This is a genomic window from Pectobacterium atrosepticum, from assembly GCA_019056595.1.
In the GTDB taxonomy this organism is placed as follows: domain Bacteria; phylum Pseudomonadota; class Gammaproteobacteria; order Enterobacterales; family Enterobacteriaceae; genus Pectobacterium; species Pectobacterium atrosepticum.
On the sequence record CP036163.1, the window covers coordinates 3,720,985 to 3,734,805 of the forward strand.

A 13,821-nucleotide genomic window follows, 5' to 3' on the forward strand; every position below is an offset into this window, starting at 1 on the left:
TGCACTCAAAGAATTGCCTTACGGCAAAAATAAAAACGAAAAGGTTGTTATGAACTGGAAGAAATGTTGCTGGTTATCGCTAACGGCTGTCGGTCTGTTAGCGGGAAGCGTTGTAAGCCAGGCTGAAGAAATAAAAAGTCCGTTGCCGGTTTTTAAAGAAGGAACGCTGGCGAATGGATTTCGTTACACCCTCGTGCAGCTGGAAGGGCCGAAGACGCGAGTGGATATTCGCCTGATTGTTGATGTCGGGTCGATTGATGAGAAAGACAATGAATCCGGCGTGGCGCACATGGTGGAGCATATGGTGTTCCGCGCCAGCGACGAGTTTCCTCAAGGTGTGAGTACGGAACTGCATAAACAAGGCTGGGGACGCGGTCAGAGCTATAACGCCGTAACCAACTATGAACGCACCATGTACATGATGAGCCCGCCGAAAGGTAACCTCGATCTGGGAGCGACTTTGCAGGCGCTGAGCCAGATGACGGGCCATGCCAAGCTGTTGCAAAGCGATCTCGACGACGAGCGCAAAATCATTCTGGAAGAGTGGCGCGGCAAGCTGGGTGTAGCGGAACGCATGAACCAGCAGCGCGTACAGGCTATTCGGCATGACTCCCGTTATCCTTCCCGCCCGGTAATTGGCACGGAAGAGTCGATTAACGATACGCCGGCCAGCGTGCTGCAGGATTTCTATCAGCGTTGGTATCACCCGTCGAATATGCGTTTGATGATTATTGGTGATATCACGCCTGCGGATGCGGAGCGCGAAATTCAACGCTATTTTGCAGCGCTGCCGAATGTCGCGGTGCCTACACGTGATTACTACGAACCGTTACTGAAACCGCAGCTCAAAGTGGCGCGTTTGCAGGATAGCCAAAGCGGCAGCAGTCAGGTGTCGTTTGTCTACCGTTTCAATGATAAAGACGCATTCGGCCAATCAGAGTACCGTCACCGTTTACTTACGCAAATCACGATGTCTGCGGTAACGCGTCAGGTTCGTCGACAAAAAGCGGAACTGCCGCAAGACGCTAGTAGTCTGGTGGTGCGTAAATCGGATATTGGCAAAACCACCGCAGCACTGGGCTTTTTCGCCAATGTGATGCCGGGTGGTCATGACGCCGCTATTTCCGCCGTACTGAAAGAAATTGAGCGATTTAAACGCTATCCGTTAAATGAGCAGGACATCACGGAGATCACCTCCGACATTCGTGAAGTCGCGCAGCGTATGAGCGTTACCCCTGAAACGCGCGAGTTTGCGGATTGGGTTCAGCAGTTGACCATCGTATGGCAACAGGATCGCCCTTATGTCGGCAGCCAGCAGCGTGGTAAAGACGCGCTGGAAGCGCTGGACACGATTAAGGGGGAAGATGTGAACCGCCATTGGCAACGCTGGTTAGCTTCGCCGGATACGCTGGCGCAGTTTAGCGTGCCGGGCGCGACACCTTTCACGTTGCCTAAGCCGGATGCGATTAGCAAATTGCAGAAGCAGTGGGCGCTGGCGACACTGGCACCGCTGCGATTGGAAGAGAAGAAAATCATCCCTGAGCTTCCTTCTGTGACACAAAGCGGAAAACGCACGGCGGTGAAGACCTTTGCTGCACAGAAAGTAGAGCAGTGGCAACTGAGCAACGGCGATCGCGTGGTATGGCTACGTGCGCCAGAAGCGGGTAAGAAAGTGTATCTTACCGCGACGAGTCAGGCTGGGTTCATGGCAACTGCGATGAATCCGTGGCAGGCACAGTTGGCGAGTCAACTGGTCAATCAAAGCGGCCCCGCGACGTGGAGTGGAGAATCGTTAAGTAACTGGAAAAAAGAAAAAACGCTGTCGCTGAGCATCGATCAGGAAGCGGATCAACTGACGTTGAGTGGAACCGCGCCAACGGAGCAGCTAGCAAGTCTATTTGGGCTATACCGTGAGCTGAATGTGGCGCCGGGCATCGATCCTGATGTGATGAAAGAGAGCATGATGAGTCTGGCGCGTCAGAAGGCCAATGACGATCAGTCCGTCGGTGGAAAACGTGCTAGCGAAATGACTAAACTGCGCTTTGGCGAACCCGCCTGGCAGCAGCCTGAAATTGCAGAACTGAAGAAAATTTCTGCGCCAGCATTACTGTCACAGTGGCATAAAGCCGCTTCTGCACCAGTGACTTACTATCTGATCGCAGATATGCCCGCTACACAGCTGTTGCCACAGGTTGAACGCTATCTTGCGACCATTCCGCGTCAGCCTGCCAGCGAGGTAAAACAGCATCTGGCGCTGTCGGGTAAACGCGAAGCAACTTCTGCTATCAATGTCGAACCGCGTGCCGATATCCTGACCTGGAGTTTCACGCCACATGCGTGGACGCCGCAGGCAGCGGTGCAGGTGAGCATTGCCCGTAACATTGCGAGTAAATATCTCAAGACGAGCCTACGTGATGATGCTCTCGGTATTTACCGCATGCGTGTCGATAGCGAGCTGGAAGATAAGAAACAGCGTATCGAGACGGAGGTGAGCTTCACCAGCGCGCCTGAGCGTGCGCAGGAGCTGTGGACGCTGGCTGAGCAAGCCTTCTCTGAACTGCCGACGAAGATTACTCAGCAGGATGTGGATGAGCAGAAAGCACAGTTCATCCGTGCTGAAAAAGGGCGTCAGGGTGATCTGACCACGATACAGCGCCGCCTGATTCTGAGCTATCGCCATTACAACGATCCGCGTTATCTGAGTAATGCATCCAAACTGGCGGACAGCATCACATTGGAAAGCGTACGCGCGATGTCAGCGAAGCTGTATAACCCGGATAACCGCGTGCTTTACATCACCTTGCCGCAAGAGGTGAAAGAGTGAAGAAGATGGCGGCACAGTTTGTCGATCTCTGCCGTCCTTTTTGGCGGGGAAAACAAGGTTGGTTAGCGCTGTTACTTCTCATTACCGCGACCAGCATGGGATGGGCAATCGTCTATCTCAACGTATTGCTCAATGATTGGAGTAAAACGTTTTACGATGCGCTCGGTTCGTTTGATAGCAGCGTGCTGCTATCTCTGATGAAAGAGTACGGCATCTATATCCTGATTTATATCGTGGTATTTGTGCATCAGGACTGGTTCACCCGCTGGTTGATCATTCGTTGGCGTAGTGCTCTAACGGAAGAGCTAGTGAATAGCTGGCTGGCAAAGCGGGCGTTTTATCGGATGTCGTTAGCGGGAAAAATCGACAATCCCGATCAACGCATCGCCGAGGATATCAGCTTATTTGTTGATAAAACGGTGAGTCTGGTGGTGTCGTTCTTGGTTGTGACTGCCCAGTTGTCGTCTTTCGTCATCATTCTCTGGGAATTATCGGGAGTGCAGCGCTTTACGTTGTTCGGTGAAGAGTGGGTAATCAAAGGTTATCTGGTCTGGGCGGTTATTCTCTATACCGTGTTCGGAACCTTGATTACGCATCTGATCGGTAAACGGCTGCACGGTATTAACTATGAAAAACAACGCGCTGAAGCAGATTTTCGTGCTTCGCTGTTGCGTAAGCATGATAATGCCGAGCAAATTGCACTATATGGTGGTGAACAGCAGGAAAAAAGCCATCTTCAGCGCCAATTTTCTGTGATTGTCTCTAACTGGTGGCGTTCAATGAATACGGAACGTAACCTGGGCTTTTTCACCACGGGTTACATGCGTATTAGCTTGATCGTCCCTATTTTTGCTGCATTACCTGCTTTTCTCAGCAAAACGGTGACACTCGGTGGGTTGATGCAAATCCGCGGAGCGTTTGCACAGGTACATAGTGCATTGAGCTGGTTTATCCGTATGTACAAAGAGCTGGTGGAATTATCAGCCAGCATGGAGCGTCTCAGCCAGTTCAAACAGGAAATCAAACGTCACCAGTCAGAACAGGAAGTGGCTCCCGTTGGTGAGCGTTTGCAGGTGGATCAGCTTTCTTTCACCACTCCGCAAGGTTCTCCGCTGCTACAAAATGTGGATCTGAGTTGTGACGCAGGTAGCTGGAGTAAACTTTCTGGCCGCAGCGGGTTGGGGAAATCAACGCTGCTGCGTACGCTAAATGGTCTGTGGCCGTATTACGATGGCCGCTGGCAGTCGCTTGAGGGTCATAGCCTGCTGTTACCGCAGCAAAGCTATTTGGGGCAGGGTACGCTGGCAGAAATTCTCTGCTACCCGCATCCGCCGCTGGCCGACAGCGAGATGCTGCGTCAGACGCTGGATAGCGTCGGGCTGGGTGCATGGCGCGATCGTTTGAGTGAACAACTGAACTGGGATCGGGTATTCTCCGGTGGCGAACGGCAGCGTATTGCCTTTGCCCGCGCGTTGATTGCCAAACCTGACACGCTCTATCTGGACGAAGCGACCAGCAATCTGGATCACGATTCAGCCAGACAACTTCTGGCGTTGGTCAAGCTGGCGTTGCCGATGTGTACCGTGGTGGCAATTACGCACCAGACGGAGCTGGACGATCTGTTCCCGCATCGTTATGACCTAACAGATTTTGCCTCACAGCGTAGTTGATGTTGTCCGCAGGCCTTCTGACTCTCGGGAGGCCTGCAGTTCTGGTAGGTTTCTTCCCATATGCCCCCTATAATCTTCCGCAGGATTATCCCGTCTTTTACGGCACTTTTCGTCGCTCGCAGACTCAAATCCCCATCTTGCTAGGGTGTCTGACGACAGAAGCCGCTCAATTTTGAGGAGTACATACCATGAATTTTCGCCCGCTGGGTTTATCGCTGGTGCTGGGTTTACCGCTGTTGCTGGCCGGATGTAGCACGCTTTCCAATTTTTCCTGGTCTAGCCTGTCGCCGTTTAACTGGTTCGGCAGTGCATTACAGGTCACCGATGCAGGCGTTGGCGGCATCAATGCGGGTACACCGTTGTCCGAAGGGGCGTTACAGAACGCGCTGGATGGTAGTTATCAACTGCGTAGCGGAATGGGGACATCCAACGGTCAACTGGTCGCGTTTTATCAGGCGCTGGACGGCAAAGACGTGAAGATGATCATCAGCGGTCAGCCGAAAGGCAGCGTGAGTAAAGTTGACGTCATGGATCCGGCGATTGACAGCGCAGGTGGCGTGAAAATCGGTGACGCCTTTAGCAATACTTACAGCAAAGCATTTGAGTCCTGTCAGTTGGGACAAGGTGACGATGCGCAGAGCGTTGAGTGTGCTGCGCCACAGAGTACGCACGTCAGCTATGTCTATTCCGGTGAGTGGAGTGGTCCGGAAGGTTTGATGCCGCCCGACGATATTCTGAAAACCTGGAAAGTGAGCAAAATCGTGTGGCATGCGCAGGCGCGAAATTAATTCATCTTGATGTAAAAGACTAATTTGTTTTTACGCAAGGTAAAAGTCAGGCGGCTTCGGGTATGATACCTGCGCCGCCTGATATTTTTTAGGCAGCCATATTCGCCATAACTACCGTAGTAAACCATAACAACAAAAGAAAAAACTGACGCTTGAGGAAGCAGAAATGACACCAATTCAAAGCGGTATTTTATTGGAACACCGCCGTTTTGCCATTTTTATGGAAGCGATGATTCAGGGAGAGTTTGATGCTATCCGGCAGGGATGCAAAAAATTCTGTCAGACGTTACAAGAATTACAGCAGCAATATCCCGATGCCGGGTTAGGCGCCGTGCTGGCGTTTGGTAACGATGTTTGGCGCGATCTGGACTGCAATCACTGTGCAGCGGAACTCAAGCCATTCACGCCTTTGGGTAAAGGGCTTGCGCCTGCCACGCAGCGCGATTTGTTGATCCATATTCAATCGCTCCGTCATGATGTCAATTTCACGCTGGCACAGGCGGCGCTCGCCGCGTTTGGTAGCGCGATTCGTATCGAAGAAGAAACACACGGTTTCCGTTGGGTGGAAGATCGCGATTTAAGCGGCTTTATCGACGGCACGGAAAACCCGCAGGGCGATGCCCGTCACGCCGTGGCGATTATCCCTGAAGGCCAGCCGGATGCGGGCGGCAGCTACGTGTTTACTCAACGCTGGGAACACAATCTGAAGCAGTTACAGCGTTTTAGCGTGGAACAGCAGGAACAGATGATCGGCCGTACGAAGCAGGATAATGAAGAGCTATCGTCCGATGAGCGCCCTGTCACCTCGCACCTCAGCCGCGTGGATTTAAAGGAAGATGGCAAAGGGCTGAAAATCCTGCGTCAGAGCCTGCCTTATGGCACCGCCAGCGGGAAGAACGGGCTTTACTTCGTCGCTTACTGCGCGCGTTTGCACAACATTGAGCAGCAGTTGCTGAGTATGTTCGGCGGTCGTGACGGTAAACGTGACGACATGCTGCGCTTTACGCGTGCGGTCAGCGGCAGCTATTTCTTCGCGCCGTCTCTGGATCAGCTTTTGTCCCTGTAAGATCCAACGTGTTTTCCTGATGCCTGTCTCCGTGCAGGCATCGGTTCTTTCAGCTTTCTTTCATGGGCTATCCTGCCGTATTTTCCTCTGCTATCTCTCCTCTTTTTTCCTGTTATCTCTCGCCGTGGTGTTATGCCCTTTAGCGCTTAAAAACTCCGAAATGTTATATATAAAGGTTATATGTTAACCACCGCTTCCCCCTACACTGACAAGTGCATGCTATGCAAGCGATAGCCCCTATAACAAGGCCTACCGAATAGGCTAACTCTGGCAGGAAATAAGATGAATCAAGTACAGGTGAAAGGCTGGCTGGTGAAGGGTTCTCTGGCGCTGTCATTGCTGCTGGGTGGGCAGAGCGCGGTCTCTGCTACCGAGTTGCTGAACAGTTCTTATGATGTGTCGCGTGAGCTATTTGTTGCGCTCAATCCCGGCTTTGAAAAGCAGTGGTTGGCGCAGCACCCCAACGATCCGCTGACGATCAAGCAGTCGCACGCGGGCTCGTCTAAACAGGCGCTGGCTATCCTGCAAGGCTTGAAGGCTGATGTTGTCACTTACAATCAGGTGACGGACGTCCAGATCTTACACGATCGCGGTCAGTTGATTCCCGCCGATTGGCAGGCACGTTTACCGAATAACAGTTCTCCGTTCTACTCAACCATGGCTTTTCTGGTTCGCAAAGGTAATCCAAAAGGGATTCACGACTGGAACGATCTGGTACGTGATGACGTTAAGCTGATTTTCCCGAACCCGAAAACGTCCGGTAATGCCCGTTATACCTATCTGGCAGCCTGGGGCGCGACCAGTAAAGCCAACGGTGGCGATGAGGCTAAAACCCGTGCGTGGATAACGCGTTTTCTGGCGAACGTCGAGGTATTTGATACCGGCGGTCGCGGGGCAACGACCACGTTTGTTGAGCGTCAGTTGGGTGATGTGCTGATCAGCTTTGAATCTGAGGTGAATAACATCCGTAACCAGTACGGTGCTGAGAATTACGAGGTGATCGTCCCGAAGGTCAACGTACTGGCGGAATTCCCAGTGGCGTGGATTGATAAGAATGTCGAGAAGAATGGCACCGAGCAGGCGGCAAAAGCCTATCTTAATTACCTTTATACGCCGGAAGCACAGAAGGTGATTACCGATTTTTACTACCGTGTGAATAACCCTGAACTGGCGCAAGCGCTAAAATCCCGCTTCCCAGAGACCACCTTATTTCGGGTAGAAGATCAGTTTGGGTCATGGCCCCAAGTGATGAAAACCCATTTCGATACCGGTGGTGAATTGGATAAACTGCTGGCGGCTGGTCGTCAGTAATGTCTTTTGGTGCGGGTAACCTCTTTTCTGGTTCCAGTAAACGGGTGCTGCCGGGATTCGCGCTGAGTCTGGGCAGCAGCCTGCTGTTTGTCTGTCTGATTCTGTTACTGCCCTTAAGTGCGCTAGTGATGCAACTCTCTGAAATGAGTTGGGCGCAGTACTGGGCGGTGATTACCAATCCACAGGTGGTGGCCGCTTACAAGGTGACGCTCTTGGCTGCCGGATTGGCGACGGTATTTAATGCGGGGTTTGGCCTGTTAATGGCGTGGATTCTGACGCGTTACCGCTTTCCCGGCCGTGCTCTGCTGGATGGGCTGATGGACTTACCCTTTGCGCTCCCCACCGCTGTAGCGGGGCTGACGCTGGCTGCACTGTTTTCAACCACAGGTTGGTACGGCGCATGGCTGGCCGAATACGGTATCAAGGTGTCCTATACCTGGCTTGGCATTACGGTCGCGATGGCATTCACCAGTATTCCTTTTGTGGTGCGCACCGTTCAACCGGTATTGGAAGATCTGGGGCCGGAATACGAAGAAGCGGCGCAGACGCTGGGAGCGAATCGCTGGCAGTGTTTTCGCTACGTTATTTTACCGGAATTAACCCCGGCGCTATTAACGGGCACGGCACTGTCGTTTGCCCGCAGTCTAGGCGAGTTTGGCGCGGTTATCTTTATTGCGGGTAATCTCGCCTGGCAGACGGAAGTTGTTTCGCTAATGATTTTTATCCGCTTGCAGGAGTTTGATTTCCCCGCCGCCAGCGCGATTGCTTCCGTCGTGTTAGCCGTTTCTTTATTGATACTGTTTGCTGTCAATGTGCTGCAAAGCCGTTTTGGTCAACGGACCCGGAGCGTGTAATGGCGGAAATTCGTAACGTGAAGCCGCAGCACCAACCTCATCCTGTTCGGCAAGAGCGCAACTGGGCGAAAGCGGCGTTGATTGCACTGGGCGTCATATTATCGCTCATCATGCTGGTCATCCCCTTGGTGTCAATTTTTGCTGCTGCACTATCGCACGGGCTAGGCGGTGTCTGGCGTAACCTGAGCGATCCTGACATGCTGCACGCGATCGGCCTCACGCTGCTGGTGGTCGCGATTGTCGTACCGGTGAACCTAGTATTTGGCACGCTGCTGGCGTGGCTGGTCACGCGTTTTCAGTTTCCGGGGCGGCAACTGTTACTCACGCTGATCGACATTCCTTTTGCCGTCTCGCCGGTGGTTGCCGGTTTGCTGTATCTGCTCTTTTACAGTACCAATGGCCCGGTTGGCGGCTGGCTGGACGAACAGGGGCTACAGCTGATGTTTGCCTGGCCGGGCATTGCACTGGTGACGATATTCGTGACCTGCCCGTTTGTGGTGAGGGAACTGGTTCCGGTGATGATGAGTCAGGGCAGTCAGGAGGAAGAGGCTGCCGTGCTACTCGGTGCGTCAGGCTGGCAAGTGTTCTACAAGGTGACGTTACCGAATATTCGCTGGGCGCTACTCTATGGCGTTGTGCTCACCAATGCGCGGGCGATTGGCGAGTTTGGCGCGGTATCCGTGGTCTCTGGCTCGATTCGGGGCGAAACCTACACGTTGCCGTTACAGGTCGAATTATTGCATCAGGATTATAACAGTGTGGGGGCGTTTACCGCTGCGGCGCTATTAACCGTGATGGCGATACTGACGCTGTTTATCAAAAGCGCTATACAGTGGCGCGTTAATCGACAGTTGACGCAAGGACGAGAACAGAACCCGCCAGAGAAGCCGTAAATTGAGATTGCCGGCAACATCAGATTTTAGGGGAAACACAGGGATGAGGTTCCCGTAGGGATGCCTCGCCCTGTGGTAGCCCCGTGTATCTCGTATTAACCATGATGGGTTTGTCAGCAACGTTAACTTTATCGTTCACTCCGTAAGTGGGTGAGACATTTTAGGACTCAACTTGTGACAACGCTTGAGCAGTGTATTGGCAATACCCCGCTGGTGAAATTACAGCGCATGACGCAGGGGTTGAAGAGTGAAATCTGGCTGAAGCTGGAAGGGAATAATCCCGCCGGTTCGGTAAAGGATCGCGCTGCATTCTCTATGATCCTGCAGGCGGAAAATCGTGGTGACATTACTCCCGGTGACCGGCTGATCGAGGCGACCAGCGGCAATACCGGTATTGCGCTGGCAATGATTGCTGCGCTAAAAGGCTACCGGCTGCGCTTGCTGATGCCGGACAACATGAGCTATGAACGCCAGACTGCGATGCGTGCATATGGCGCAGAGCTGGTGTTGGTCAATCGCAAGCTGGGGATGGAAGGGGCACGAGATCGGGCGAAACAGATGGTACTGGCGGGGGAAGGGAAGACGCTCGATCAGTTCAATAATCCAGACAACTCGCTGGCGCACTTTCTCACGACGGGTCCAGAAATCTGGCAGCAGACGGCAGGCAAGCTGACGCACTTTATCTCCAGTATGGGAACGACCGGTACGATCTCCGGCGTTAGCCGCTACCTGAAGCAGCAGAATCCGGCAATCTGTACGGTAGGGTTACAGCCTGCGGAAGGGAGCCACATTCCCGGTATTCGCCGTTGGACGCCGGACTATATGCCAGGTATTTTCCGCGCCGATCTGGTCGATCGTATTCTGGATATGACGCAAGTGGATGCCGAGAATACGCTGCGGCAACTGGCGCGTCAGGAAGGTATTTTCTGCGGTGTCAGTACCGGTGGTGCGGTGGCTGGCGCGCTGCGGATTGCGGCGGAAAACCCCGGCAGCGTGATTGTGGCGATCGCCTGCGATCGTGGCGATCGGTATCTGTCCACCGGGGTATTTGATTAAGGTTACTCGAATTATTTAGAGTACTTAATGTATGTGCGTTGGCTATTCCCGCTCCAGCGCATGAATCGGTTCCATTCGCGCCGCACGACGGGCGGGGAAGAAGCCGAAGATAATACCGATTAGGCTGGAGCACAGGAACGCGGCAATAATCGATGAACTGGAATAGATCATCGCAAAATTGCTGCTGAGCGGTGCGAATAGCACGCCGATAGCCAACGACAGCGCCACGCCCGCAATGCCGCCGAACAGACAAACCAACACGGCTTCGATAAGAAACTGCTGCATGATGTCGCTGGTGCGTGCGCCGACCGCCATACGAACGCCGATCTCTCGGGTTCGCTCCGTGACCGACACCAACATGATATTCATCACGCCGATACCGCCGACCAGCAGCGAAATCAGGGCAATCATCGAAACCAGTAGCGTGAGCGTGGTGGTGGTTTTCTCGATCATTTGACGGATGCTATCGGTGTTCATGATAAAGAAATCTTTCGTACCGTGCCGCTGCATCAGTAGATCGGTAATCCTCTGCTCGGCGATGCTCATATCAACATTGTCTTTCACCCGCACCGTGATGCTTTTCAGGTAGGACTGCCCGACCATGCGTTTCATCACCGTAGTGTATGGCACCCAGACGTTCAGGTTTTCATCGCTGCCAAAACCGCCTTGATTCTTGCTGACGACGCCAATAATCCGAACGGGCAACGAGCCCAGCAAAATCACCTGACCAATGGGATCCTCGCCGTGGGGAAAGAGCTTATCGCGCGTGTTTTTGTCAATCACCGCATCCTGCGTCAGTTCATCGACGCTGCTACGAGGGAAAAGCACGCCACGTTCTAACGTATAACCACGTACGGTGAAGAACTGTTCGCCAACCCCAGAAATGCTGGCGGAAACGGCAATATTACCGTAGCGCATCGTTACGCTGGTGGAGACAGAGGGCGTCACGCTATGCACGTAGGGCTGCTGCGTCAGTGGCTGAATATCACTGGCGCGTAGCGTCTGGATAGCACTGGCATCCATGTCGCCGAAACCTTTGCCGGGGAATATTTCCAGCGTACTGGTGCCCATCGAGTTGATATTGGCCAGCACCTGCTCTTGTGATCCTTTTCCCAGTGCGACCACTGAAACGACGGACGCGATACCGATGATAATGCCGAGCATGGTCAAAAAGGTACGCATCCGCTGGGCGTTCATTGCCAGCAGCGCCATTTTAAACGCGTCAATAAAGCGATCTTTGAACTGGTTCAGGGCAGAGGTTGCTGGAGAGCTTGCCGCTTCTGGTGACGATGCTGTGGCTTCTTCTGGGCGCGTCTGTCTATCGGCAATCACTTCGCCATCGCGCAGTTCGATAACGCGCTGTGCGTGTTCAGCAATCGTCATATCGTGCGTGACGATCACGACCGTATTGCCCTGTCTGTGTAGGTCGCGAAGTATGCTCAGAACTTCATTGCCGCTGTGGGTGTCCAGCGCACCGGTCGGTTCATCCGCCAGAATAATGCCGCCAGCGTTCATCAGCGCCCGTGCGATACTCACTCGCTGCTGTTGGCCGCCTGAAAGCTGGCTGGGTCGATAGTGAAGGCGATTTTCCAGCCCCAGTCTGGTCAGCAGATCTGCCGCCCGTTGACGGCGCGCCAGTCGGCTCTTTCCAGCATAAATCGCGGGCACTTCAACATTTCCCAGCGCGGTCAGATCGCCAAGCAGGTGATAGCGCTGGAAAATAAAGCCGAAATGTTCGCGGCGCAGTTCAGCGAGCTGGTCGTTATCCAGTTTACCAACGGCGCGTCCTGCCACCTGATAGTCACCGGCGGACGGTTTATCCAGACAGCCGAGAATATTCATCAGCGTGGATTTTCCCGATCCCGACGCGCCGACAATCGCCACCATTTCGCCCTGATTGATGGTCAGGTTGATGTCCTTGAGAACGGTAACGTCCTGTTCACCGTTGGTGAAGCGGCGGGTAATGCCGGTCAACTTAAGTAAGGATGTAGACATGTGTTACATCCCCGTCTGCGGGCCGGGATGCGCGGAGGCCGCATCGCCGGATGACTGGCTGACAACCACCTGTTCACCGACGCTGATCCCCGAACGGATTTGGGTACGCACGTTATCGTTGAGGCCAAGCGTTACCAGACGGGATTCAACCTTCTTGTTCGCGTTCACGACCTGCACATACCACATGCCATTGCGCAAGGTGAGCGCGGTCGCGGGAACGACGATGGCATTTTTCACCGAAGACAGCAGAATATAGACCTGAGCCGTCATTGAAATACGCAATACGCCGTCGGCGTTTTTCACATCGAACTGACCGTTGTAATAGATTGCGGTACTGGATGATGAACTGGAGCTGCTTGTGCTGGATGACGTCGTTGTCGAGTCAGTGTTGATGGAGTCTGGCGCGGGCTCAATCGAACTCAGCGTGGCTTCGTAGCGTTTATTCGGCTCGCCCAGAATGCTGAACCAGACCGGCATACCGGTTTTTACCTTGACGACATCGGCTTCTGATATTTTGACCTTGATGGTCATGGTGTCCAGATTGGCGACTTTGGCGATGGTTGGCGTCGTCTGGATCGCGTTCACCGTTTGGCCAGCTTCAACCGGAATCGCGACGACGGTGCCATCCATCGGTGAGCGAATCTGCGTATATCCCAGATTAACCTTGGCGGTGTTGACGGTGATCTGCGCCTGAACGATTTGGGCGTCTAGCGCGTCGATATTGGCTTTGGTCGCATCGAGCGTCGCCTTCGCACTATCGTAATCGGCCTGTACGCCAACGCCGCGCTTCATCAGCATTTGCTGACGCTGCCAGCTTAATTCGTTATTACGCAATTCCGCCAGTTTGGCGGCTCGCTGAGCCTGAACGTTTTTTAGCGCGGCCTCGCCATTCTTTAACGTGTCCTGCTGGGTGAGGTCATCAATCTCGGCGATCAATTGCCCTTTTTGCACTTTATCGCCGAGCTTGACGTGCAGTGCTTTGATTTGTCCTGAGGCTTGTGCGCCGACGCTGACCTGCTTCTGTGCCTCAATTTTTCCGTCGGCGAGTACCGTCTGTTCGAGATCCGCAATCTCTGCGGCGGTAGTAAGCGCATTGGGGGCTGGCGAGGGTTTGTTAAAAAACAGATGAATAAGTACGGCAGTGACGATAAGACCAATGGCGATCGTCGTACGGCGACGAGTAAAAAATCGTGATTGCATCAGGGGAAGTCGTCCTTAATGAATGCTCTTAACGGAAGTAAATAACGCAGATGAGTAATTTACCCCGAGTCCGTAAAGGTATCGGTAATCTTTGCTGAAAGAAATGGTAAGGATTAAGTAAATCTGGCTGCGAATATTCACGTCAGGCCTGAGAATACATTATA

Annotated in this window: 10 protein-coding genes; 8 read left to right on the top strand and 2 right to left on the bottom strand. The window is 53.3% G+C overall.

The window, feature by feature from the left end; genetic code table 11:
* Positions 1-49 precede the first annotated feature (49 nt).
* The 8 genes from DCX48_17605 to cysM all read left to right on the top strand — a co-directional run bounded on the left by DCX48_17605 (position 50) and on the right by cysM (position 10,462).
* Positions 50-2,824 (top strand): insulinase family protein, encoded by a 2,775-nt coding sequence (locus DCX48_17605; GenBank protein QXE16167.1) that lies wholly within the window; start codon positions 50-52, stop codon positions 2,822-2,824.
* Positions 2,821-4,494 carry an ABC transporter ATP-binding protein/permease gene (locus DCX48_17610; protein ID QXE16168.1) on the top strand — a complete coding sequence of 558 codons (1,674 nt, stop codon included), beginning with the start codon at positions 2,821-2,823 and terminating at the stop codon, positions 4,492-4,494. Before DCX48_17605 ends, DCX48_17610 begins: the two co-directional genes overlap by 4 nt.
* Before the next feature lie 188 nt (positions 4,495-4,682).
* Complete coding sequence (locus DCX48_17615) at positions 4,683-5,282, top strand: RpoE-regulated lipoprotein (protein QXE16169.1); 600 nt, start codon at positions 4,683-4,685, stop codon at positions 5,280-5,282.
* A gap of 166 nt (positions 5,283-5,448) precedes the next feature.
* Positions 5,449-6,348 (top strand): Dyp-type peroxidase, encoded by a 900-nt coding sequence (locus DCX48_17620; protein QXE16170.1) that lies wholly within the window; start codon positions 5,449-5,451, stop codon positions 6,346-6,348.
* A 282-nt stretch (positions 6,349-6,630) separates the two neighbouring features.
* Positions 6,631-7,659 (top strand): sulfate ABC transporter substrate-binding protein, encoded by a 1,029-nt coding sequence (locus DCX48_17625; GenBank protein ID QXE16171.1) that lies wholly within the window; start codon positions 6,631-6,633, stop codon positions 7,657-7,659.
* Positions 7,659-8,513, top strand: a complete 855-nt coding sequence (cysT, locus tag DCX48_17630) for a sulfate/thiosulfate ABC transporter permease CysT (protein QXE16172.1) — start codon at positions 7,659-7,661, stop codon at positions 8,511-8,513. Before DCX48_17625 ends, cysT begins: the two co-directional genes overlap by 1 nt.
* A complete protein-coding gene (gene cysW / locus DCX48_17635; protein ID QXE16173.1) occupies positions 8,513-9,406 on the top strand; it encodes a sulfate/thiosulfate ABC transporter permease CysW in 894 nt (297 codons plus the stop codon). Before cysT ends, cysW begins: the two co-directional genes overlap by 1 nt.
* Before the next feature lie 174 nt (positions 9,407-9,580).
* Entirely contained in the window at positions 9,581-10,462 is an 882-nt protein-coding gene (cysM, locus tag DCX48_17640; protein ID QXE16174.1) for a cysteine synthase CysM, read from the top strand.
* Between the two features lie 42 nt (positions 10,463-10,504).
* Here the strand turns inward: cysM and macB are convergent, their stop codons facing one another.
* Both macB and DCX48_17650 read right to left on the bottom strand, forming a co-directional pair.
* Positions 10,505-12,457, bottom strand: a complete 1,953-nt coding sequence (gene macB, locus DCX48_17645; GenBank protein QXE16175.1) for a MacB family efflux pump subunit — start codon at positions 12,455-12,457, stop codon at positions 10,505-10,507.
* Between the two features lie 3 nt (positions 12,458-12,460).
* The gene (locus tag DCX48_17650; protein ID QXE16176.1) at positions 12,461-13,657 is read right to left on the bottom strand and encodes an efflux RND transporter periplasmic adaptor subunit; all 1,197 of its coding nucleotides are present in this window, start codon (positions 13,655-13,657) and stop codon (positions 12,461-12,463) included.
* Between the last annotated feature and the right edge of the window lie 164 nt (positions 13,658-13,821).